At 60.5% G+C, this 24,037-nt stretch carries 19 protein-coding genes and 1 tRNA gene; 11 read left to right on the forward strand and 9 right to left on the reverse strand.

What is annotated here, in order from left to right:
• Window positions 1–9: 9 nt before the first annotated feature.
• Genes GR167_RS10840 through GR167_RS10870 form a run of 6 tightly spaced genes read right to left on the reverse strand, consistent with a single transcriptional unit; the run spans window position 10 to window position 5,589 of the window.
• On the reverse strand, window positions 10–807 hold the full coding sequence (locus tag GR167_RS10840) for an MBL fold metallo-hydrolase (protein ID WP_160973512.1): 798 nt from the start codon (window positions 805–807) through the stop codon (window positions 10–12).
• Window positions 807–1,613, reverse strand: coding sequence for a TatD family hydrolase (locus tag GR167_RS10845; RefSeq protein ID WP_160973513.1), 807 nt, complete (start codon window positions 1,611–1,613; stop codon window positions 807–809). Before GR167_RS10845 ends, GR167_RS10840 begins: the two co-directional genes overlap by 1 nt.
• 18 nt (window positions 1,614–1,631) lie before the next feature.
• Window positions 1,632–2,753 carry a DNA polymerase III subunit delta' gene (locus GR167_RS10850; RefSeq protein WP_160973514.1) on the reverse strand — a complete coding sequence of 374 codons (1,122 nt, stop codon included), beginning with the start codon at window positions 2,751–2,753 and terminating at the stop codon, window positions 1,632–1,634.
• Window position 2,754: 1 nt separating this feature from the next.
• Window positions 2,755–3,516: a dTMP kinase gene (gene tmk / locus GR167_RS20265; RefSeq protein WP_235915922.1), complete on the reverse strand. Its 762-nt coding sequence runs from the start codon at window positions 3,514–3,516 to the stop codon at window positions 2,755–2,757.
• Complete coding sequence (locus GR167_RS10865) at window positions 3,513–4,673, reverse strand: D-alanyl-D-alanine carboxypeptidase family protein (protein WP_235915923.1); 1,161 nt, start codon at window positions 4,671–4,673, stop codon at window positions 3,513–3,515. The genes tmk and GR167_RS10865 overlap by 4 nt, the downstream gene beginning before the upstream one ends.
• Before the next feature lie 22 nt (window positions 4,674–4,695).
• Window positions 4,696–5,589, reverse strand: coding sequence for an SPOR domain-containing protein (locus GR167_RS10870; protein ID WP_160973516.1), 894 nt, complete (start codon window positions 5,587–5,589; stop codon window positions 4,696–4,698).
• A gap of 212 nt (window positions 5,590–5,801) precedes the next feature.
• Between GR167_RS10870 and GR167_RS10875 the strand changes: the two genes are divergently transcribed.
• Window positions 5,802–5,891, forward strand: a tRNA-Ser gene (locus GR167_RS10875).
• A 221-nt stretch (window positions 5,892–6,112) separates the two neighbouring features.
• Complete coding sequence (locus GR167_RS10880) at window positions 6,113–7,171, forward strand: cupin domain-containing protein (protein WP_160973517.1); 1,059 nt, start codon at window positions 6,113–6,115, stop codon at window positions 7,169–7,171.
• A 438-nt stretch (window positions 7,172–7,609) separates the two neighbouring features.
• Here the strand turns inward: GR167_RS10880 and GR167_RS10885 are convergent, their stop codons facing one another.
• The 3 genes from GR167_RS10885 to GR167_RS10895 all read right to left on the reverse strand — a co-directional run bounded on the left by GR167_RS10885 (window position 7,610) and on the right by GR167_RS10895 (window position 9,939).
• Window positions 7,610–8,629, reverse strand: coding sequence for a reverse transcriptase domain-containing protein (locus GR167_RS10885; RefSeq protein WP_160973518.1), 1,020 nt, complete (start codon window positions 8,627–8,629; stop codon window positions 7,610–7,612).
• Between the two features lie 180 nt (window positions 8,630–8,809).
• The gene (locus tag GR167_RS10890) at window positions 8,810–9,160 is read right to left on the reverse strand and encodes a hypothetical protein (RefSeq protein WP_160973519.1); all 351 of its coding nucleotides are present in this window, start codon (window positions 9,158–9,160) and stop codon (window positions 8,810–8,812) included.
• The gene (locus tag GR167_RS10895; RefSeq protein WP_160973520.1) at window positions 9,127–9,939 is read right to left on the reverse strand and encodes a phosphoribosyltransferase; all 813 of its coding nucleotides are present in this window, start codon (window positions 9,937–9,939) and stop codon (window positions 9,127–9,129) included. Before GR167_RS10895 ends, GR167_RS10890 begins: the two co-directional genes overlap by 34 nt.
• A gap of 638 nt (window positions 9,940–10,577) precedes the next feature.
• On the opposite strand from GR167_RS10895, the gene GR167_RS10900 reads away from it, so the two are divergent.
• The 9 genes from GR167_RS10900 (at window position 10,578) to cysG (ending at window position 23,672) form a co-directional block, all read left to right on the forward strand.
• Complete coding sequence (locus GR167_RS10900; RefSeq protein ID WP_160973521.1) at window positions 10,578–11,162, forward strand: ANTAR domain-containing response regulator; 585 nt, start codon at window positions 10,578–10,580, stop codon at window positions 11,160–11,162.
• Complete coding sequence (locus GR167_RS10905) at window positions 11,159–12,334, forward strand: ABC transporter substrate-binding protein (protein WP_160973522.1); 1,176 nt, start codon at window positions 11,159–11,161, stop codon at window positions 12,332–12,334. Before GR167_RS10900 ends, GR167_RS10905 begins: the two co-directional genes overlap by 4 nt.
• A gap of 272 nt (window positions 12,335–12,606) precedes the next feature.
• Window positions 12,607–13,971, forward strand: coding sequence for a CmpA/NrtA family ABC transporter substrate-binding protein (locus tag GR167_RS10910; protein WP_160973523.1), 1,365 nt, complete (start codon window positions 12,607–12,609; stop codon window positions 13,969–13,971).
• A 104-nt stretch (window positions 13,972–14,075) separates the two neighbouring features.
• The gene (locus GR167_RS10915) at window positions 14,076–15,158 is read left to right on the forward strand and encodes an ABC transporter permease (protein ID WP_160973524.1); all 1,083 of its coding nucleotides are present in this window, start codon (window positions 14,076–14,078) and stop codon (window positions 15,156–15,158) included.
• Window positions 15,159–15,163: 5 nt separating this feature from the next.
• Window positions 15,164–16,840, forward strand: coding sequence for an ABC transporter ATP-binding protein (locus GR167_RS10920; RefSeq protein ID WP_160973525.1), 1,677 nt, complete (start codon window positions 15,164–15,166; stop codon window positions 16,838–16,840).
• A 5-nt stretch (window positions 16,841–16,845) separates the two neighbouring features.
• Complete coding sequence (gene nirB, locus GR167_RS10925) at window positions 16,846–19,278, forward strand: nitrite reductase large subunit NirB (protein WP_160973526.1); 2,433 nt, start codon at window positions 16,846–16,848, stop codon at window positions 19,276–19,278.
• Window positions 19,275–19,604, forward strand: coding sequence for a nitrite reductase small subunit NirD (gene nirD / locus GR167_RS10930; protein ID WP_160973527.1), 330 nt, complete (start codon window positions 19,275–19,277; stop codon window positions 19,602–19,604). The genes nirB and nirD overlap by 4 nt, the downstream gene beginning before the upstream one ends.
• A complete protein-coding gene (locus GR167_RS10935) occupies window positions 19,604–22,234 on the forward strand; it encodes a nitrate reductase (protein ID WP_160973825.1) in 2,631 nt (876 codons plus the stop codon). The genes nirD and GR167_RS10935 overlap by 1 nt, the downstream gene beginning before the upstream one ends.
• Window positions 22,235–22,256: 22 nt before the next feature.
• Window positions 22,257–23,672 carry a siroheme synthase CysG gene (gene cysG / locus GR167_RS10940; protein ID WP_160973528.1) on the forward strand — a complete coding sequence of 472 codons (1,416 nt, stop codon included), beginning with the start codon at window positions 22,257–22,259 and terminating at the stop codon, window positions 23,670–23,672.
• Window positions 23,673–24,037 lie beyond the last annotated feature (365 nt).

The following is a 24,037-nucleotide window of genomic DNA, read 5'->3' on the forward strand; positions in this document are numbered from 1 at the left end:
GAAGGCCGCTCAGACCTGGTAGGAAATCGTCATGCCGTCATAGGCGGGGGTGATGTGATCGGGGGTTTCGTCTTCCAGCGTCTGGTAGTCGAGATCGATATGCATGTTGGTCAGCACCGCCCGGCGCGGCGCCATCCGGTCGATCCATTCCAGCGATTGTTCCAGATGCGAATGGGTCGGGTGCGGCGTGCGGCGCAGCGTGTCCAGCACCCAGCAATCGAGATCCTGCAGCACGTCCCAGGCTTCGCCCTCGATCGTCGCCACATCGGGCAGATAGGCCAGATCGCCAATGCGGAAGCCGAGCGCGTCGATCGACCCGTGACCGACCTGGAACGGGGTCAGGGTGATGTCGCCGCCCTTGCCGGAAATGGTGACGTCGCCCTTGATCGTGTGCATGTCGAGGATCGGCGGGTAGGGGCTGTCGTCGGGCTGGATGAAGGCGTAGCCGAAGCGCGCATAAAGAGCGTTCTGGGTGTCGCCGTCGGCCCAGACCTGGAGACGCCTGCGCATGTTGAACACGACCATCCGCAGATCGTCGATCCCGTGCACGTGATCGGCATGGGAATGGGTCCACAGCACGGCGTCCAGTTCGCCCACGCCGGCATCCAGCAGTTGTTGGCGCATGTCGGGGGTGGTGTCGATCAATACGGTGGTCTTGTCCTCGCCCTCGATCCTCTCGACCAGCATCGAACAGCGGCGGCGGTGGTTCCTGGGGTTGGTGGGATCGCAATCGCCCCAATGCCCGCCCAGACGCGGCACGCCGCCGGACGATCCGCAACCCAGTATGGTGAAACGCAGCTCGGCCATTACGCGGGTGCCTTGTGTTTGGCGGCCTTCCAGAACAGCCGGTCGAAATTGGCCTGGGTCTGGCGGGCGAAGGTTTCGTAATCGAGGCCGAAGACCTCGGCGCCGACCTGCGCGGTGTGCACGGTGTAACCCGGTTCGTTGCGCTTGCCGCGGAAGGGCTTGGGGGCCAGATAGGGACTGTCGGTTTCCACCAGAACCCGGTCGACGGGGGCGGCGGCGAAGATATCGCGCACGTCCTGGCTTTTGGGGAAGGTGGCGATGCCCGACATCGACAGGTAGAAGCCCAGGTCCAGCGCCGTCTTCGCCAGCTCCGGCCCCGACGTGTAGCAGTGCATCACGCAGGAAAAGGCGCCGTTCTTGTGCTCGGAGCTCAGGATATCGGCCATGTCCTCATCGGCATCGCGCGAATGGATGATCAGCGGCAGCTTGGTCTGCCGCGCTGCCTCGATATGGATCGCCAGGCTTTGCTTCTGCACCTGCGCCGAGTCGGCGCTGTAGTGGTAATCCAGCCCGGTTTCGCCGATGCCCACGAATTTCGGGTGCTTGGCCAGCGTCGTCAGCTGCTCGACCGTTACCATCGGCTCCTCGGCGGCGCTCATCGGGTGGGTGCCGGCGGCGTAATAGACCTGTTCGTATTTTTCCGCGATGGCGCGCACCTGCGGTTCATTGCGCAGCCGGGTGCAGATCGTGACCATGCGGGTGACGCCGGCCTCCAGCGCGCGGGCCACAACGGCATCGCGTTCGTCGTCGAAATCGGGGAAATCGAGGTGGCAGTGGCTGTCGGTGATCTGGATGGGCTTGGTCATGCGTTTCTCGGGCTCTTGTCAGGCCGCGGCGGTTTTCTGGATCTTGAAAACCGTATCTAGGATGAGCGCGGCAGGGTCAAGGTTCACCGCCCGGCCGTGGCGGGTTCGCGCGCCGATCTCCTGCGCCAGGTCGGCCCATGCCCGGCCTTTGTGCGGATTGGGCGACAGGCGGCTCAGCAGCGCCGCTTCGCCCTTGGCGGCTTCGCGGGCAGGGGGCGCGCCGACGGCGCCGGTGCGCGCCAGCCGCGCCATCAGCAGCTCGTTGAGCCCGAACAGCAGGTCGAGCCGGGTTTCGGCACCGCGCGCGGTGGCCGCTTCGGCCAGCGCCAAAGCGCGGGAGCGGTCGAGCCGGGGCAGGGTGTCGTAAAGCCCGATCAGGTCCTGGTAGATGTCCAAGCCATTCAGGTTCAGCAGGCGCAAAGCCTCGCCCACCGATCCGGCGGACAGTTCGGCCAGCGCTTCGGGGTTGGGGATGTCGGTGACGCCCGCCTGTTGCAGCGCGGCGGCCATGTCTTCGGGGGCCAGCGGTGCCAGACGCAATTCGCGGCAGCGCGACCGGATCGTCGGCAGCAGCCGCGAGGGTTGATGGCAGACCAGCAGCAGCGTGGTGTTGGCGGGCGGTTCTTCCAGCACTTTCAGCAAAGCGTTGGCGGCCGAGACGTTCATTTCGTCGGCGGCGTCCACGATCACCACCCGGCGGCCGCCATCGGCAGCGGAGAGGCCGAAGAAGTTCTTCAGCTTGCGCACCTCGCCGACGAGGATTTCATTGGCGAGCTTGTCGCCCTTGTCGTTGGGGCCGCGACGCAGCAGGAACAGGCCCGGTTCCGACAGCGCCTGCAGCCGGTGTTCGACCGGGTGGTCGGCGGGGATCGCCAGGCTGTCGGGCTTTTGCGGTTCGCCGAACAGCCCGCCGCCTTGATCCATCGGCGTCGCCAGCAGGAAGCGCGCGATATGCCAGGCCAGCGTCGCCTTGCCGACACCCTTGGGCCCGGTGATCAGCCAGCCGTGATGCAACCGGCCGGAATTGAACGCGTCCAGGAATGCGGCCTCGGCCTTGTGTTGACCGTATAGCTGCTTGGTTTCGCGCGGGTGCGGCGCGCCTTCGACGCGATCGGGTTCGGGAAGCAGTTCATCGGCCATGTCAGAGCCGGTCCTCGACCTGTTGCAACACATCCGCCGCGACGGCGTCGATATCGCGGCCGCCGTCGATGGTCAGGAAACGATCGGGGAATTCGGCGGCCAAGGCAAGGAAACCGTCGCGCATTTTTTCCTGCAGCGAAAGGCCGAAAGATTCGAAACGGTCTTCGTTTTGGAAATTGCTTGAGAGCACGTTAGTGTTTGCCTCCAGAAGATTAGTCTTCTCTTTCGATCTGGGGACAGGCTGCGAATGTGAGAAACTCATTAATGTTTCCTCATTCACATCGGGGGGGGAAATAGGCTTCGGCTGAGCCAGCCGCTCCAAACTCCGACTGAGAGCGCATTTCGCTTCCATGTCGATCAGCACCGTCACGTCGGGTTCGCGCCCGATCATCAGCGCGTGCAGCTTGTCCACGTCTTCGCGCAGATCGCCGCGGCTCAGCCCCTGATACATCCGGGTGCTGTCGGCGAAACGGTCGCAGATGACGATCTTGCCCGCGTCCAGAGCGGGCTGGATGGTGCGTTCCAAATGATCGCGCCGCGCTGCGGTGAACAGCAGGATTTCGGTTTCCGCCGACCAACGGTCGGGATCGCCCTGCAGAACCAGCGCGCGGATTTCCTCGGCCCCCGGCGATCCGCCCGGTTCGCGGGTCAATACCACGTCATGGCCGCGCGCGCGCAGCGCCTCGGCAAGCAAGCGGGCCTGAGTGGATTTCCCAGACCCGTCGATGCCTTCGAAACTGATGAAAGTGCCGGTGGTGCTCAAGAGGCGCCCTCGGGGCCTTGCGCCAGCTGGTGCAGCAGCGTGATCGCCGCTGTTTTGATCCGGGTCACGAAACCACCCGCCGCGACGTCACGATCGGCGACCAGCGGGAAGGAGGTTTCGTCCAGCCCTTCGGGTTTCAGGATCAGTTGACCGATTTCCTGGCCCTTGGCGATCGGTGCCTCGATCGGGCCCATGAAAACCACCTCGGCCTCCACCGCGTCACCGCCCAGGGCGGGCATCAGCGCGGACAGGTCCTCGGCCGGGGTCAGCCCGACGCGCGGTGCGCTGCCCATCCAGACATCGGCCTCGGCGATCACGGTTCCGGCCTTGGCGATCGGGCGCAGCACGAATTGGCGAAAGGCCCAGTTGACGATGGCCTCGGATTCCTCGGCCCGGGCGCGGGCGCTGTCGAGGCCGGAAATCACGAAGACGATGCGACGGTCGCCCTGCTTGGCCGACCCGACCAGGCCGTATCCGGCCTCTTCGGTGTGGCCGGTCTTTAGCCCGTCGGCGCCGATATTCAGCCCCAGCAGCGGGTTGCGGTTATGCACGTTTTGCGGCGCGCGGCCGTCGAAGGCGAATTCGCGTTCGGAAAACAGCGGGTAATATTGCGGGAAATCCTGGATCAGGTGGGACGCCAGCAGCGCCAGGTCGCGGGTCGACATCCGGTGCCCGGCGGCGGGCCAGCCGTTGGCGTTGGCGAAGGTGGAATTGGTCATCCCCATCTTCTGCGCCCGCTGGGTCATGTAGCGGGCGAACCCGGCCTCGGTCCCGTCCGGCGACAGCGCCTCGGCGATTACCACGCAGGCGTCGTTGCCCGACAGCACGATGATGCCGCGCAACAGGTCCTCGACCCGCACCCGGTCGGTGGTGTCGAGGAACATGGTCGATCCGCCATAGCTCATCGCGTGTTCCGAAACCGGCAGCGTTTCATCCAGGTTCAGCCGCCCGTCGCGCAGCGCCTCGAAGGCGATGTAAAGCGTCATCAGCTTCGACATTGAGGCGGGCGGCAGCGGTGTGTCGGCATCCTTGTTCAACAGAACCGTGCCGGTGTTCAGATCGACGATATAGGCCGAACGGGCCTTGGTGTCGAAGGCCGAAACCGGCAGTGTCAGGATCAGGCTGGCCAGAACGGCGGCCAGCGCGGTTCGGATCATGCGAAACATGCGGGTCCTTTCGTCAGTTGCGCACGGCATAGGCGTCGGTGAAGCCGCTCGCCTTGATCTTGTCCAGCAATGCGCTGCGTTCGGATTTGCTCGTCGCCGGGCCGACCAGAACGCGCCAATAGGTCTTGCCCTTCAGGCTCGATGTCTTGACCGTCGGGATCATGCCCGCGCGTTCCATCATCGCCGCGGCGCTCTGGGCGTTGGCTTCGACCGAGAAGATGCCGATCTGCAGATAGGGCTTGTCGAGCTTCGATACCTTGGCGGCCGGCTTCGGTTCGGGTTTCGGTTCAGGCTTCAGCACCACGTCGGGGGCGGCTTCGGCCTCGGCCTTGTCGATCGCGGCGCTGGCGGCGCTGACCGGGTCAAGCGGCGTGGCTTCGATTTCGGTGGGTGCGGCCATCGCCTCGGCGCTGCTGTCGGGGGCGGGTTCGGGGTCCTCGGCCACCTCTTCGCGGCGCAGCGCGGTGACGTTCAGCTCCACCGGCTTGCCCGCCAGCATGCCAAGCGCGGTGGCCGCGTCGGACGACACCTGGAAGCGCGGCCCGGGAATTTCGCGTTCGCGGCGGAACAGCGCGCCGATGACGAATTTGCCGTTGGCCTCGTTGCGGATGATCACCCGCTCGGGATCGGTCACGTCGGGATGCGCCACCCAGACGCCGCCCAGCGACGGCCGCCCGTCCCACAGACCGGCCTCGGATTTCTGGAACACGTCGGGGGCTTCGATGTCGCGCTCGATCAGCTTGACCGAACGGGCAGGGGCGGTTTCGGTCCCGTCCTGCGCTTTTTTCTGGAACAGGCTGAAATCGCCGCCATCGACGCAGCCGCTCAGCCCGAAGGCCAGGCCGGCCACCACAAGCCCCTGTTTGATATACAAGAATTTCCCCTGTCGATCTGCCGTGAAGAACATATCTGTCTCTCGCCTTTGTTCTGCGCCCGGCGGACCTGATGCCGGTTGTCCGGTCTGTTATTCGCGGTCCGGGGCGAACACCTCGGGCGCAGCTTAACCCCATGTGGGCAACAAGGAAAGTAACAGGAGCCGGATCGGCGGATTTTCCCTCGCCGCGGCGTTTCGAGAGGGGCCTTTCAGAATCATTGCGACCCGTTTAAGCCGGTCGGACCGGAGGAGTGGCAGAGTGGTTGAATGCACCGGTCTTGAAAACCGACGTAGGTGAAAGTCTACCGTGGGTTCGAATCCCACCTCCTCCGCCACTGCCCTTTTTCAATTAAATTAGATACTTAATGGATGGTTGAAACGCCTTGTTGGGCCCGTTGTTGGGTCTAATGTTGGATAATTTGATGGCTGTTGCGAATCTTGTTCGGTCTGCGGTGTAGGTGACTGCTTACCAAACGATGATTGGGAACAGGTCCGTTGCCATCGACAACGTGCGCAAGCTTGCTACGATACGCAACAACTCAGAGGAGGCCGCCTGATGGGTCTGCGTTTCATTTTCATGCTCACCCGAAACGACAAGACCGTCACCGATGCCATGACGCACCTGGAAACGGCGCTGTCACTGGGCGTGCGCCACATCGGATTCAAGGATGTCGGTCTGCCGGTCGAGGAGTTGAGAGCGCTGAACAAGGCGATTCAGGCCAAGGGGGCTACGTCCTATCTCGAAGTCGTCTCGCTCGATCGGGATAGCGAAGTTGCATCGGCACGCGCGGCGGTCGAGATAGGTGTGGATATCCTTCTCGGCGGCACGCGTGTCGATGATGTTCTGCCGGTGCTGGCGGGCAGCGGGCTCGAATATTACCCCTTCCCTGGAAAAATCACCGGGCATCCGAGTGTGCTGGAAGGCACCATCGAGGAGATCGTAGCGAACGCACGGGATCTTGCCTCCCGGAATGGCGTGCATGGCCTTGATCTACTCGCCTATCGTTCACCGGATCAGAACGTGCCTGAGTTGATCGAGGCAGTCTGCGACGCCGCAGGCAAGCCTGTTATCGTCGCGGGTTCCATCGCGGATAAGGATCGCATCGCCGCCGTTCACGGGGCCGGAGCGGCCGGATTCACCATCGGCACGGCTGCGCTGGACGAGGAATACCCGGCCGACGGCAGAGGACTGGAAGCCCAACTCACCGCTATTCTTCGGGATGTTGCCAATCTCAACGGGCATCTGTCGCCCTTTGGAAAGAAAGGGCTCGATGCGGCCTTTACTACGCTTTCGGAAACCTGGTCGCCGCGTGTCGTCGGTCAGGTGAACAACATGCAAATCAAGCTCGCGAAACTTGAAGGAGCCTCCACCTGGCATTTCCACGAACATGACGATGAGCTTTTTCTTGTCCATGACGGGCGACTTCTGATGCGGTTCCGTGACCGTGAGGAGGTGATCGAAGCAGGCGAGTTTATCGTCGTCCCGCATGGCGTCGAGCATTGCCCCGTCGCGCTCACAGAAACCTGCGAGGTGGTTCTGCTGGCGCCTGCCACAGGCGTGAACACCGGCACCGCTATCGATAAGCATCGCGTGGGGGAACTGGCGATCATTTGAACTATTGAACGGAAGCACCGATAGGGACGGAAGCATTATGCGCCACGTATTCTTTGCCATAGGCATCCAATAGGCGGTCAAAGGTGACGCGGACATAGCAGCCGTTCAAACAACTTGCAGAATCTTCCACAAAGGGCTTGAAGCCGCCCTTCGCTGCAGCATGTGCCAGAGGCAGCAATGCGCTGGTTACCGCATTTGAAAAGGCGAGGTCACTGAGCGGGGCTGAATGGCGCTTCCGGCCCTCTGCGGACATTCAAACCTAGTGCGGGGCTTGACCGGCCCCAACCCTGAACTGCTATTAAACATGGCGCTGTGACATGATCTGCGCCTATGAGAAACGCCTTCGCTCCTCCGTATCTTCTCGACTTGTTACGCCACGGATTCTGGAGTTGAGGTTGATTGATCGCGGGAAGGTTCCAAAAACTTGAACTGATCTCGCTAAAAGAACGACGCCCGTATTTCAAGCATTCTTGAATGGGCGTCACTCCAATACGGCTCATTCTTATGAATTGACTTTACGTAGGACAGCATTCCTATCACTTCTTCAAGTCGAACTCTTGGGTTCGCAGCATTCACTTCCCTGGCGTGCCCATGAATTCCAAACTTCTGAATAAAATAACATTCCTGACGTAGCCTCCGGCGATAATCCTGCGGCACCGAAATCTTCTCGTTGACAACAAGACCAGTAACATCTTGGCGGACGTGTGGTAGCAGAACACGTGTCTTTCTTGCATTGACAGATAGACCAATTTTTGAAAGCTGCTTATCTACCAGCCTAATTTGAGCGTCGGTGTCGAAATCACTGCCGGAGAATGTAAGATCATCTGCGTACCTTGTGTATCTAACTTTGCTCTCTTTACATGCATTAAAGACAGCATCATCAAATGTTTTCATATAAATGTTGGCAAGCGCACCACTCGTCGGCGCGCCTTGGGGAAGGGAGCCGTGCAAACTTGCAGTCATCGAAAGAAGCTTAGAGAGTCGCTTCGAGTATCCAAGACCTTTAAAGATGAGGAATGCAGAGTGCTCTTCAATTGAGCCAAAGAAATTTTTCACATCAACCTTTAGGACAACTCTTTGCTTTCTGTGAAAGCGAGCATTGTCAAAGATCGAATTCCCCTTCCGATAGGCCTTTGCTGAAGCGTGGAGCGGCACCGAGTTTAGAATATTATCTAAAGTCCATCGCTGAAGAAAGGCAAGAGAGGGAAGCGGAGCATCGATTCTCCTGCGGCCACCAGACTTCTTTGGTATATCAAAGCTTCTGTAATAGCTCTCCTGACTATTAGACATCGCATAAAGCGCTTCAAGCCTAATATTTGTGATATGCGAAAGGTGTTCCGGTGAAAAAATGACAGGAAGCCCTTTATCAATGAGGCGCTGGGCGTATTTCTCCACCGCCTCCCTCTCGGCAATTCCAATTTTTCCACCAAACTCAAAATTGTCAGACAGTAAGCTCATAGTAGACCGCTCTCGTGGTTACCAAAATCACTGAAATTAATCTGGATTAATTTCAGATGGAGGACGTAAGGACGACATCGCCTTCGCGGTTCTTTGCTCCTGCGAAGCATCGCGAAGGCGATGGCTCGTACTAGGTCCGATCTAAGAGACGCGACTCGCGACTCCGACAGTCGACTAGCGTCAACCGTCAGTACTAACCTCACGAAAGAGCTCCTTCGCTAGAGAGCGATCAACTATGAACTTTCCCTTGTCTTTCCTCATTGTGAAAATCGATCTATCCATGCGTATCATGCTTGGTACGCGGCCACCAGCCAACTTCTTGAGCGCTGCGAAGCCTACATCTGTAAGCACGTATTCTTCATCCTCCACGACAATCAGCTTTGATTGGATCAGAGAAGTGAATTCTGCCTGCACCCAAGATGCACCGATTGCGAACACACTACGCGGCAGCTCTTGTCGATAGTAGACTGACCGCAACATGTCGAGCCTTGTCCTTTTCAACTTCGCGGGCGAGGGAACGGTGCGGGCCATTTTTTCTTTCCTTGAAACCAAAATATTGGAAGGGTGTTGTTCGGTGTCTTCTTTAAAGACACCGTTGCTTCCGACTGCCCATAACCACGCTTGTAATCGTCGTGGCAGCCGACCCTAAGCTCTATTCCATCGTAGATTTCGTATACTTCTTGAGCTGGGCGGCCGCTAAGAGCTATGAGCGCCTGAATGGATTTTGGCCTCTCATGCACAGAAAAGACACTGAAGCCATTTTTTTCTAAGTTTAATTTTCCTTCTTGCTGGATCGCAATAGTAGCAACGAGGTCAACTTCCTTTTTGAAACCGGATTCTTCAAGGTGTTTGCTCATATCTAGAAACTGATTGCCCGTACCAATGAAATCGTCAACTAGCACCTTGAAGCCGTCAAAATTCTGAAATCGATCGCTTTTGGGGTCTTCGCAAAAGGTAAATTTAGTTCCATCAAAGTAATGAATGCTACTATTCATGTCGAAGGTTAGCGCAGCGCCGCTTTTTACCTTTGTGGCCGTATAATCTTTAACGGCCGAAATAGCTATTGCGCGACCTTTTGACCGCTCTGTAATCTCCTTAAGCAGTTCAATTATGATATAACTGTAGTCCTTAATGACTAAGTAATTCTCCAGAAGATCTGAAGTTATTTTGCGCTCCGGTGAACTCATTGGGGAGACAAGCTCGATAATAATGTCCAGCATTGTCTTGCCATCAGGCCTCACGCCGTCATACGCATCCCAATTTTTGCTCGAGACAATGTTTCCAAGCCTATCGAATTCTTTTGCATCCATGGTGTATTTGATACTGCCCCAAAGTTTCGACGTTCCGAGCCGTAGATAAGCTATTTTTTCGCTTGCGCGAAAGAACCTTAGAAAGTTCGCTTTGGTTTCGCAAGTGTATTGCACTAACTCCTTGAAGCGGTGGATCGACAAAAGCTATGCGCTGACGGCTTCGGGCCTCAAGGACGAGGACATCAGTGATGTGGACACGCACGTATGATGATGCGGTTCTGTTCGTTGCCGTATTTGGACCCCAATAGCGCAGGCGACAGACCTCCCGTGTCCGCGCCATCCTGGTCATTCATGCGATGCGCGGCGAAGGTTGGCTCTCCGCCCTTCGTGCTCGTGACCATGTAACATCCCGGGGACGATATGAACGACAAGAACGGGCTGGGAATGACCGTTCGCTGCGGCCTGGATCAATGGCAGCTATGTGCAGGAACCTGAGGCAACCAAAGAAGGGGCGGCTCTGGCTGAATGATGGCTTATGTGTTCGGCTGACCGGGCGGTGATGAGTGGATATTTCTTCACCCAATAAACTGCTTAAAGATGCGTCGCCTTGCCGATAACATGACACGGGTGAACTCGCGATCTGCGGCGCCACACGCTTTCACTTGCCTGCTGCGCAAATTATGGCCATGCAATCCGTCATGGACTCGAAACTCACAATTGTCGTCATTGAGGAAGACCGCGACCGGGCGATCGCCATCGTCGAGGCGTTGAAGGAAAGCGGCAACCACGATGTGCATGTCGTGGGCCCCATTGCCGGCTTGGCGCGCAAGATCGCGGCCTATTCGCCGGACGTCGTGCTGATAGATATCGACAATCCCACGCGCGATATACTGGAGGAATTGACCCTGGCCTCTGGTCCTCTGGAGCGGCCGGTGGCGATGTTCGTGTCCGGTGCGGCAGGCGGGCTGGCGCAGGCCGCGGTCGAGGCAGGGGTGTCAGCTTATGTCGTCGACGGGTTGCAGCCGGAACGGCTGAAACCGGTGATGGATACCGCGATCGCTCGATTCCGCATGGTTCGCCAGATGCGCACGGAACTGGCCGAAACCCGCCGCGCGCTGGAAGAACGCAAAGTGATAGATCGTGCGAAGGGATTGCTGATGAAGGCCAAGGGCATCGACGAAGACGCCGCTTATGCCCTGCTGCGTAAAACCGCGATGGATCAGGGGCGCCGGGTGGCCGAGGTCGCCGAGGCGCTGGTTACCGCGTCGGGGTTGCTGCGATGAGAACGGTTTCGCTGCCCGTCGCTTATATGCCGCTTGTCGATGCGGCTCCCTTGATCATCGCGCAGGAAATGGGCTTCGCCGAAACCGAAGGTATTGCGCTGGACCTGATTGCCGCGCCGTCGTGGTCGTCGGTGCGCGACATGCTGGCTTTTGGCCGGGTCGACGCGGCGCATCTTCTGTCACCAATGCCGGTTGCGATGGCGATGGGGCTGGGTGGCGTTCAGACGCCGATCTCGGCCGTCTCGGTGCTGTCGGTGAATGGCGACATCATCGGCGTCAGCCGCGCGCTGGAGGACCGCTTGCGCGAGATCGCATTTGATTTCGATTTCGCCGATGCCGCCAAGGCGGCCGATGCGCTGGCAAAGGTCGCAGATGGTACGCTGGTCTTTGGTGTCCCGTTCCCGTTTTCCATGCATGTGGAACTGTTGCGCTACTGGTTCGAGGGGACCGATCTGAAGGATTGCCGAATCGAGGTGCGTACCGTGCCACCGCCGTTGATGGCACAGGCGCTGGCCGAGGGCGATATCGACGCTTTCTGCGTCGGCGAACCCTGGGGATCGGTTGCGGTGGATCGTGGGGCAGGGGCCCTGTTGCTGCCGGGCAAGGCGATCTGGGCTTTCGCGCCGGAAAAGGTGCTGGCGGTGCGCACCGAGTGGGCGGAAACCGAACCACACCTTTTAAGGCGACTGATGCGCGCGGTGTGGAAGGCCGGCCGCTGGTTGTCCCAGGAGGAAAGCCGTACCACGACCAGCGAAATCCTGTCGCGCCCAGCCTATCTGGATGTGCCTTCGGAACTGATCGACCGCGCGCTGAGCGGCAGATTCACGATCTCGGGCCAGGCCGAGCAGCGGGGCGTCACCGATTTTGTCGGCTTCCATCGCGGAGCGGCGACCTTCCCTTGGCGCAGCCAGGCGAAGTGGATCGCGCACCGGCTGAGTCTTGCCAATAACCTGAGTTCGGACACCGCGCAGCTGGCCGCCGAGCAGGTATTTCGCACTGATCTTTACCGCCGTCATCTTGGCGGCACCGAAGCCGATTTGCCGGGCGCATCCGAAAAACTTGAGGGCGCGATTCGTCATCCAACTGCTGTGGCGTCGGAGAAAGGCCGGATGAGTCTATTGCCCGACATGTTCTTTGACGGCTCTGTTTTTGAGCCAATGCAGTCTGATTGATTGTTATTTGTGCAATATCTTCCTGTGAAAGAGCCGTTTCATCAAAACTGCTCCTGAAAACCTGATTTTTTTACTGACGAGATTAGCTGCGCTGCGGCATAGATAAGTCATCGACCTGCAACGGGGTGGGTCGGACAGAATTCTCCCAATGACAGGGAAAACCTGAGCAAGGTCGCTCGCGCACCACCGGATGCCGGTGGGATGTGCAGCGGCCATTTTTGCGTTTGCCCGGACCTTTTCGAAGCAACCGGGCGCATCGGAAAGGAACGATAATGAAAAAGCTCCTCCTCGGCCTCGTCGCCTCGACAGCATTGGTAAGCCCCGCGCTTGCCGAATTGGAACTGGAAAAAGACGAACTGACCTTCGGCTTTATCAAACTGACCGACATGGCTCCCCTCGCCGTGGCCTATGAACAGGGGTACTTCCTTGACGAAGGGCTGTTCGTCACGTTGGAAGCGCAAGCGAACTGGAAAGTGCTGCTTGACGGTGTGATCGGCGGGCAATTGGACGGCGCGCATATGCTGGCCGGTCAACCGCTGGCCGCCACCATCGGTTTCGGCACCGAGGCGCATATCATCACGCCGTTTTCAATGGACCTGAACGGCAATGGCATCACCGTGTCGAACGATGTCTGGGAAAAGATGCTGCCGCATATCCCCAAGATGGAGGACGGTCGCCCACAACACCCGATTTCGGCTTCTGCGCTGGCCCCGGTGGTCGAGGAATATAAGGCTGAGGGCAAGCCCTTCAACATGGGTATGGTGTTCCCGGTTTCGACCCATAATTACGAACTGCGCTACTGGCTGGCCGCTGGCGGGCTGAACCCGGGCTATTACAGCCCCGAAAACGTGACCGGCCAGATCAATGCCGACGTGTTCCTGTCGGTGACGCCGCCGCCGCAGATGCCCGCGACGCTGGAGGCTGGCACGATCTATGGCTACTGCGTTGGGGAACCGTGGAACCAGCAGGCGGTGTTCAAGGGCATCGGCGTGCCGGTGATCACCGATTACCAGCTGTGGAAGAACAACCCCGAAAAGGTGTTCGGCATCTCCGCCGACTTCGCCGAGGCGAACCCCAACACCACGCTGGCCGTGACCAAGGCGCTGATCCGCGCCGCCATGTGGCTGGATGAAAATGATAACGCCAACCGCCCCGAGGCGGTCGAAATCCTCAGCCGCCCGGAATATGTAGGCGCCGATGCCGAGGTAATTGCCAACTCGATGACCGGGTTCTTCGAGTTCGAAAAAGGCGACAAACGTGACATCCCCGATTTCAACGTGTTCTTCCGTCACAACGCGACCTACCCCTATTATTCCGACGCGGTCTGGTACCTGACCCAGATGCGCCGCTGGGGGCAGATCGCCGAACCCAAGCCGGACAGCTGGTACGACGAGGTCGCCAAATCGGTCTACAAGCCCGAGATTTACCTCGAAGCGGCCCGCTTGCTGGTCGACGAGGGGCTGGCCAACGAAGCCGACTTCCCCTGGGACAGCGATGGCTACAAGGCGCCGACCCCGGCCGCCGATATCATCGACGCCATCCCCTATGACGGTCGTCAGCCCAACGCTTACCTCGAAAGCCTGCCGATTGGCCTGAAAGGCGACCAGGTCGTCGTCGGCACCGAGGTGCGCGGTTAATTCCCCGCGCGCGTTCCGGGCCCAGTCCGGGGCGCGCACCCTGAATGCAATTGCCCGTCCCGGGCGATCTTCCCGGGACCCGAGCCAACCATCCGGAGACGCCCATGACCACCGTCGATCCGAACTTCACCGAGAATGCCGCCCGCGAGGCCCGTCGCGCCCGGCTGTTCACCCGTATCAACGCCGCCGACAAATGGTTCCAGGTTCTGGGCCTTGCCTGGATCACCCCAGTGCTCAAGGCCGTGGCAGGGGACAACCCGAAAGCTCAGATCAAAGAGATCTGGCGCCTTCTGGCGGTGCCGCTGCTGGCCATTCTCGCATTTCTCGTTCTGTGGGGGGCGCTGGCGCCCAAGGTGCAGACATCGCTTGGTGCGGTGCCCGGTCCGGCGCAAGTCTGGGAGGAGGTGGTGAACCTGCATAAAGACGCGCAAGCCAAGGCCGTGAAGCGCGAAAAGTTCGAGGCTATGGTAGAAAAGCGCAACCAGAAACTGATCGACGCGGGCCGCGCCGATGAGGTCAAGCAGGTCGCCTATACCGGTGCGCCGAGCTACTACGAACAGATATGGACCTCGATCAAGACGGTTTTCTTCGGCTTCCTTCTGGCAACGCTGGTGGCGGTGCCGCTGGGCATCATGGCGGGCCTGTCGCCCTATGCCAACGCGGCGCTGAACCCGCTGATCCAGATCTTCAAGCCGGTGTCGCCGCTGGCCTGGCTGCCGATCGTGACCATGGTGGTGTCCGCTGTCTACGTCACCCAGGACGGGTTGTTTTCGAAGTCCTTCCTGATTTCGGCGATCACCGTGACTCTGTGTTCGCTGTGGCCGACGCTGATCAACACTGCGCTTGGTGTGGCGTCGATCGACAAGGATCTGGTGAACGTGTCCAAGGTGTTGAAAATGAACACCTATACCAAGATCGTCAAACTGGTGCTGCCGTCGGCCCTGCCGCTAATTTTCACCGGGCTGCGTCTTTCCCTGGGCGTTGGTTGGATGGTCCTGATCGCCGCCGAAATGCTGGCGCAGAACCCGGGGCTCGGAAAATTCGTCTGGGATGAATTCCAGAATGGATCGTCCAGTTCGCTGGCCAAGATCATGGTGGCGGTCTTCACCATCGGGATCATCGGCTTCCTGCTCGATCGGGTGATGTACGCGCTGCAATCGCTTTTCACTTTCTCGAATAACCGGTGATTGCCATGAGTATTCTTAAGTTCGAAAACGTTTCCAAATCCTTCGGCGAGGGCACCCATGCCACCCAGGTGCTGAAGGGCATCGATCTGGAAGTGGCCGAAGGCGAATTCCTGGTGCTGCTGGGATTTTCCGGCACCGGCAAGACGACGCTGATCAACCTGATGGCCGGGCTGGATCAGCCCAGCCGCGGCAAGGTCACCTTCAAGGGGCAGCCGATCACCGGTCCCGGCCCGGAACGCGGGGTGATTTTCCAGAATTATTCGCTGATGCCGTGGCTGACGGTGGCCGGCAATGTGGGTCTTGCCGTCGATGCGGTCTTCCCCGGGATGAGCAAGGCGGAAAAAGCGGAAAAGGTCGCCCATTACGTCGACATGGTGGGGCTGAGCCACGCCGCCGCCCGCCGCCCGGCGGAACTGTCGGGGGGAATGCGGCAACGGGTCAATGTCGCCCGCGCGCTGGCGATGAACCCCGAAATGCTTCTGCTCGATGAGCCGCTGTCGGCGCTCGACGCGCTGACACGCGCCAACCTGGCCGATGAGATTGAACATATCTGGGAAGCCGACAAGAAAACCTGCGTCCTGATCACCAACGACGTCGACGAGGCGATCATCCTCGCCGATCGGATCATCGCGCTGAACCCGGACGGGACCCTCGGGAAGGAATTCACCGTCTCCATCCCGCGCCCGCGCGATCGTACCGAGATGAACCATGACGAGGATTTCAAGCGCCTGCGCGGCGAGGTGACCAGCTACCTGATGGATGTGGGGATTGAGGCGAAGGTCGAAGGCACCCGCTTGCTGCCCGATGTGACCCCGATCCATGGCGTGCCTGCCGCGGTGCAGGACGCGCAAAAGGGCCTGATCGAAAACCGCTTCCTCGATTTTTCCCAGCTGCACAAGATCTACCCGACCCCGAAGGGGCCGCTGACAGTGGTGGAAGATTTCGACCTGAAAATCGATCGCGGCGAATTCATTTCGCTGATCGGCCATTCGGGTTGCGGCAAGTCCACGGTGCTGACCATGGCCGCGGGGCTGAACGATATTTCCAAGGGCGCGATCAAGCTTGACGGCCGCCATGTCGAAGGTGCCGATCCCGAACGCGCGGTGGTGTTCCAGTCGCCCAACCTGTTCCCGTGGCTGACCGCCAAGGAAAACGTCGCCATCGGCGTCGACAAGGTCTACCCGATGGCAAGCCAGGCCGAACGCCAGGACGTAGTGGAATATTACCTCGAACGGGTCGGGCTGGCCGATGCGATGGATAAATCCGCCACCGAACTGTCGAACGGCATGAAGCAGCGGGTCGGCATCGCGCGGGCCTTCGCGCTCAGCCCGAAACTTCTGCTGCTCGACGAACCGTTCGGGATGCTCGACAGCCTGACGCGCTGGGAATTGCAGGAAGTGCTGATGGAAGTGTGGTCGCGCACCAAGGTCACCGCGATTTGTGTCACCCATGACGTGGACGAGGCGATCCTGCTGGCCGACCGGGTGGTGATGATGACCAACGGGCCGCAAGCCACGATTGGCAAGATCACATCGGTCGATCTGCCGCGCCCGCGGACCCGCAAGGCGCTTCTCGAACATCCCGATTACTACGCCTACCGGCAGGAAGTGTTGGATTTCCTTGAGGAATACGAACACGGCGCCAAGCCCAAGCCGAAACCCCAGGCCATCGCTGCGGAGTGAAAGACATGAAACAGAAACTTGTCGTCATCGGGGCCGGAATGGCCTCCGGCCGGGTGCTGGAGCACCTGATAGAAACACAGCCCGACGCTTTTGATATCACCCTTTTCAACGCCGAAGACCGCGGCAATTACAACCGCATCATGCTGTCCCCGGTTCTGTCGGGCGAAAAGACCTATGAGGACATCGTCACCCATGATGATGACTGGTACGCGGAACGCGGCGTGACCTGCCGTTTCGGTGAACATGTCACCCGGATCGACCGCGAAAACAAGCTGGTCGAAGGCCGGAATGGCGCGGTCTCCTATGACAAGCTGCTGATCGCGACCGGCTCGGCGCCGTTCATTATTCCGGTTCCGGGCAAGGACCTGCCCGGGGTGATCAGCTATCGCGACCTCGATGATACTAACGCGATGATCGACGCCGCCGCGAAGGGCGGCAACGCGGTGGTGATCGGGGGTGGTTTGCTGGGGCTGGAAGCCGCAGCCGGTCTGGCTGAACGCGGAATGAACGTCACCGTGGTGCATTTGATGGGTCACTTGATGGAACGTCAGCTGGACGAAGCCGCCGGATACCTGCTGCGCAAGGATTTGGAAAAACGCGGCATCACTGTCAGGACGCAGGCCAGCACCAAGGCGATCCTCGGCGAGGGTCGGGCCGAGGCCGTGCTGCTGGAAGACGGCGGCACGTTGCCCGCCGATCTGGTGGTGATGGCGGTGGGCATCCGTCCCGAAACCCGTTTGGCCACAGATGCGGGCCTGACCGTTGCACGCGGGATCGAGGTCGATGCGCAGATGCGGACCTCCGATCCCGATATCGTCGCGGTGGGCGAATGCATCGAATATGACGGTCAGCTTTTCGGGCTTGTCGCGCCGCTCTATGATCAGGCCAAGATCGTGGCGAAGACCTTGCTGGACGAACCGGATGCCTTCGTCGTGAAGGACACGGCGACCAAGCTCAAGGTCACCGGATGCGATCTGTTCAGCGCCGGTGATTTCGCCGCGGGCGAGGGGCGTGAGGATATCGTGTTCCGCGACCCGGCGCGCGGCATCTACAAGCGGCTGGTGATCGAAGGCGACCGGTTGGTCGGCGCAGTGATGTACGGCGATACCGCCGACGGCAACTGGTTCTTCGGGCTGATCAAGGACGGCACCGATATCGAGGAAATGCGCGATACGCTGATCTTCGGCCCGGCCTATCAGGGAGGTGCCGCCGCGGACCCTCTGTCAGCCGTTGCAGCCTTGCCGCCTGAGGCGGAGATTTGTGGCTGTAACGGCATTTGCAAGGGCACCATTGTTCAGGCCATCGAAGGCGGGGCCACCGATCTGGGTGCCGTACGGGCGACGACCAAGGCCAGCGCGTCCTGCGGGACCTGTACCGGGCTGGTGGAACAGTTGCTGCAGGTCACGCTGGGCGACGATTTCCAGATGCCGACAGCACAGCCGGTTTGCGGCTGTACCGATCTTTCCCACGAAGACGTGCGGCGGCTGATCAAGACCAAGGAGTTGAAATCGCAAGCCGCGGTCTGGCAGGAACTGGGCTGGAACACGCCCAACGGCTGCCATGTCTGCCGCCCGGCGATCAATTTCTACCTGCTGGCCGATTGGCCGCTGGAATATCGCGACGATCCGCAAAGCCGCTTCGTCAACGAACGCAAGCACGCCAATATCCAGAAAGACGGCACCTTCAGCGTCGTGCCGCGCATGTGGGGCGGGATCACCACCGCCGACGAATTGCGCGCCATCGCGGACGCGGCGGACAAATACAGCGCCAAGACCGTCAAGGTTACCGGTGGTCAGCGCATCGACCTGCTGGGCATCCGGGGTGAAGACCTGCCCTATATCTGGGCCGATCTGAACCGCGCCGGGCTGGTTTCGGGACATGCCTATTCCAAGGGGCTGCGGACGGTGAAAACCTGCGTCGGCAGCGATCATTGCCGCTTCGGCACCCAGGATTCCACCGGGCTGGGCATCAAGCTGGAAAAGGCGCTTTGGGGGTCGTGGACCCCGCACAAGGTCAAACTGGCGGTGTCCGGCTGTCCCCGCAACTGCGCCGAGGCGACCTGCAAGGATGTTGGCATCGTCTGTGTCGACAGCGGCTACCAGGTCGGCGTCGGCGGCGCGGCTGGCATGGACCTGAAGGAAACTCAACGGCTGGTCGACGTTCCCACCGAGGAAGAGGCGATCGCGGTCACCATCGCCTTTGTCCAGCTCTATCGGGAAAACGCCAAGTATCTCGACCGGCCCTACAAGTGGCTGGCGAAGGTCGGGCTCGACTGGGTGCGCGAACGGGTCATGGACCCGGCCGAACGGCAGCGGCTGATCGATGCGTTCGAGTTGAGCCAATCCATCTTTCGCAAGGACCCGTGGGCCGAACATGCGCGCGACAAGGCGCAGGATTATGCCCCACTTGCCGATCTTACGCTGGAGGCTGCGGAATGAGTTGGATCGATATTGCGGACGTCAACGACATCCCCGAACGCGGTGCCCGCGTGGTGAAAACGCCGCTTGGCTGTATTGCGCTCTTTCGGACGGGCCCGGCCGAGGTTTTCGCAGCCTCCAATAGTTGCCCGCACAAGGGCGGGCCGCTGGCGGACGGTATCGTGCATGGACAGAAGGTGACCTGCCCACTGCACAACTGGGTGTTCGACCTCAATACCGGTGAAGCGCAGGGCGAAGACGCCCGCATCGCGACCTATCCGGTGCGCATTGAAGCCGGCCGTGTCCTGCTGGACGGGGCCGCCATCGGTAAACGGGATGCCGCGTGATGGACGGTAGCGGATTGCCGGTGACGCGGTCGACCTGTCCGTATTGCGGCGTCGGCTGCGGGGTGTTGATGCGCCCGGATGGACATGGCGGGATCGAAGTACGGGGCGATCCCGATCATCCGGCCAATTTCGGGCGTCTGTGTTCGAAAGGATCGGCGCTTGGCGAAACGGTGGGGAGGGAAGGGCGGCTGCTTGCCCCTCGCGTCGACGGTCGGGATACGGATTGGGACACGGCCTTGCAATTGGTCGCGGATCGTTTCCGTGACACGGTGCAGCGCCATGGCCCTGACAGCGTGGCCTTCTACGTTTCCGGGCAGTTGCTGACCGAGGATTACTACGTCGCCAACAAGCTGATGAAAGGTTTCATCGGGTCGGCGAATATCGATACCAATTCCCGCCTTTGCATGGCGTCTTCGGTGGCCGGGCACAAGCGCGCCTTCGGCACTGATACTGTACCGGGGACCTATGAGGACCTGGAACAGGCCGATCTGATCGTGCTGACCGGTTCGAACCTCGCCTGGTGTCACCCGGTGCTTTATCAGCGCATTCTGCAGGCACGTAAGGAACGCGGAACCAAGCTGATCGTGATCGACCCGCGCCGCACTGCCAGCTGCGATAGGGCGGATATGCATCTGGCGCTGAAACCCGGCACTGACGTTGCGCTGTTCAATCGGTTGCTGGCCGAGATTGAAAAATCTGGGGCGACAGACAAGGAATTCACAAGTAAAGTCATAGGATTGTCAGACGCTCTTGAGGAAGCTCATCAAGACGATGTCAACGTCACCGGATTGAGCGAGGTTGAGGTCACCGAGTTCTGCCGCATGTGGATCGGCACCGAAAAGGTCGTGACGATCTACAGTCAGGGCGTGAACCAATCCAGTTCCGGCGCCGACAAGGTGAACGCGATCCTCAACTGTCACCTCGCGACCGGGCGGATCGGCACACCGGGCTGTGGGCCGTTTTCCGTCACGGGCCAGCCCAACGCGATGGGCGGGCGCGAAGTGGGCGGGCTGGCCAATATGCTGGCCTGTCATCTCGATCTGGAAAATGCCGATCACCGCGCTGCGGTACGGGATTTCTGGTCCGCGCCAAAGGTGCCCGACGCGCCGGGTTTGAAGGCGGTGGATATGTTCCGCGCCGTGGGCGAGGGGCAGATCAAGGCGCTGTGGATCATCCACACCAATCCTGCCGTATCGATGCCGGATGCCGACGCGGTTCGCGCCGCGATCGCGGGCTGCGACTTCACCGTGGTGAGCGACATCACCGGCGCAACTGATACCGCGCGGCTGGCCGATGTTTTGCTGCCCGCCGCCGCCTGGGCCGAAAAGGACGGCACCGTCACCAATTCCGACCGCACCATCAGCCGCCAGCGTACCGTACTGACCGCCCCCGGTATGGCCCGGCCCGATTGGGATATCCTGGCCGAAGTCGGACGGCGCATGGGGTGGAATGATGCTTTCAGTTATGAAAATCCGGCGGAGATTTTTCGCGAATACGCGGCATTGTCTGGCATCGCCGGACGGTTCGGGCGGGATTTCGACATTTCCGGCCTGTCAGGGCTGCCGGATACGGGGTATCGCGACCTGCAACCTACTCGTTGGCCGGTGACGGCTGCGCGCAAAGGTGGCCGGTTCTTCGGAGACGGGCAGTTCTTTCACCCCGATGGCAAGGCGCGCATTCTTCCGGTGCGCTACCGCCCCCCCGCCGCGAAGCGCACGCCGCGCTATCCGTTCCGTCTCAATACCGGGCGGGTACGCGATCAGTGGCACACGATGACCCGTACCGGGCTAAGCCCGCGCTTGTCGGCGCATCTGGCCGAACCCTTTCTTGAAATTCACCCCGAGGATGCGCGGGACCTTTCTGTCAAAGCGGCTGATCTGATTTCTCTGGAAAGCCCTCAGGGCCGTGCCATCCTGCGCGCGCGGATCACCGATGCGGTTCAAAGGGGGCAGGTGTTCGCACCGATGCACTGGACGGGCGAAACCGCGCCCTCGGCGCGGATCGACGCGGTGGTGGCGCCGGTCACCGATCCTGTTTCGGGGCAGCCCGAAAGCAAGGCAAGCGTGGTCGCGGTCAAACGGTTCGCTGCCGCTTGGTACGGATTTGCGGTGTCGCGCAACCCGATGCGTCTCGACGCGTCCTATTGGGCGCTTGCGCCTACGCGGACGGGATTTCGTGCCGAACTGGCAGGAATGACCCAGGTCGGCGACTGGGAAGAGGAAGCGCGGCGCATTTTCGATGATGAAGGGGCGGAGGTTGCCTCGATCATCGATGCCGCCCGAGGAACCGCCCGGGTCGCTCTGACTCGTGATGGCGAGGTCCAAGCCGCGCTGTTCATCGCCCGAGAGCCGGTCGCCGTGATGCGCGATTACCTCGCCACCCTGCCGGGAACGAATACTCCCGATATCCTGGGGGCGCGCCCCCCGGCGGATCGGCCTGATCCAGGCCCGGTGCTGTGTTCGTGCTTTGGTGTTGGGGTGAATACCATTGTGCAGGCCATTGAAACACAGGGATTAATGAGCGTCGAAGCGGTCGGGGAAGCGCTGCAGGCTGGGACCAATTGCGGATCCTGCCGGCCGGAAATTGCGGCGCTTCTGGAGGCGGTTCGGCAGCGTGAAGCAGCCGAGTGATAATGAGCGAAGGGACCTTGTCATGAAAAGCTTTCCGATGTTCTTCCGGACCACCGGCCGCCGCGTTGTTATCGTCGGCGGTGGGGAACAGGCGGCGCAGAAAGCGCGACTGCTGTTAAAGACCGATGCCACGATCGTGCTGGTGGCTGACACTCTGGACGAGGAATTGACAGGTATCGTGGCGGCAGGCCGCGCGGTTCAGGTCCGCGACCTGTACAAGGCCCGGTTCGATGACGCGGCGATGGCCTTCATCGCTACCGGCGACGTGGAACGCGACACTGAGGCCCACGCCTTGGCCAAGGAGGCGCGCTGCCCGGTTAATGTGGTGGACCGGCCCGATCTTTGCGATATAACCACCCCGGCTATCGTGGATCGCGACCCCATCGTGGTCGCGATCGGTAGCGAAGGCACTGCCCCGGTGCTGACCCGGGACATCAAGACCAGGTTGGAGACCATGCTTCCGCCGACGCTTGGCGGGTTGGCCGCTCTGGCTGGTCGGTTGCGCCCGGCAGTGGCCCGCAACGTCGCCCCGGAAAAGCGACGCGCCTTCTGGGCCTGGGTCTTCAAGGGGGCGCCGCGCACGGAATGGATGCGGGGCGCCGAACACGCCGCCGCCGCCGCGATCAAGGCGGCCATCGCCGCAGGTGGCGCGCCCGAAGACGATGGGCGGGGGCAGGTGACGCTGGTCGGCGCGGGGCCGGGCGCGCGCGATCTGCTGACCCTACGGGCGGTCCAGCGCCTGCAGGAAGCCGATGTGATCTTCTACGACCGGTTGGTCGAAGCGGAGGTTCTGGAACTGGCGCGCCGCGATGCCGAGCGGGTTTTCGTCGGCAAAACCGTCGGAGCGCATGCTTGGCCGCAAGACCGGATCAACGCGTTGATCGTTGCCGAGGCGCTGAAGGGCAAGAAGGTCGTGCGACTGAAGTCGGGGGATCCCGGTGTGTTCGGCCGTGCAGGGGAGGAACTGCGGGCGGCGGGTGAGGTCGGTGTAAAGGTCGAGATTGTGCCCGGTGTGACCTCCGCTTGCGCGGCGGCTGCGAAGATGGGGCGGAGCCTGACCGAGCGCGGCGTTTCCGATACGCTGATTTTGACCACCGGGACGGGATGTGCCGACAATCCGATGCCCGATTGTGTGCGACACGCCGGGCCGGGAACCACGACGGCGTTTTACATGGCGGTGGGGCAGGCGCCACGGATCGTGGAGGCGCTTCTTGCTCGGGAGATGCCCGTAGGGACGCAATTGCAGGTGGGCGTGGATGTCGAAAAACCGGGGCAAAAGCTGTTGCGCTGCAGGCTCGATGCCCTTGTCGACACATTGCATGCCCATTCGGTGACTGGCGGCGCATTGATATTGGCGACTTGGCCCGCGCAAGATGTGGTCGCTACGCCGAAGTGGCACAGTGAACACTCAAGTCGCGTGATCAACTACTATTCATGACTGAAAATCTTCCTTTGATGGCCTCAATATCAGAAATGCTCTCAAGCACTTAAGGTGTCCATAGTGGCTCTCACGCCAGGAGAATAAAACAACATCGACTTAGGGCTTGGAGTTGTCGTTCGCAGCAACCAAGTCCGGCGGCTGCTATGGGAGTACCGAAAGTCGATTTATGTAGGCGTATGGTGAAGAAAGCCAGGATTTAACTGCATTGTGTGGTGTTATATGTGGTAGGAATTTTAAGATGTGAAAAATTAAATCTAATAAACAAATACTTATGCGAAATATGTGTCGGACACCTCCTCCGCCATAATCCAATTTTGTTCGATTTGAATGGGCCGCTTTGAGCGGCCTTTCCGGCAAACCGG

It is taken from the genome of Thalassovita mangrovi, from assembly GCF_009857745.1.
GTDB classification, from domain to species: domain Bacteria; phylum Pseudomonadota; class Alphaproteobacteria; order Rhodobacterales; family Rhodobacteraceae; genus Thalassobius; species Thalassobius mangrovi.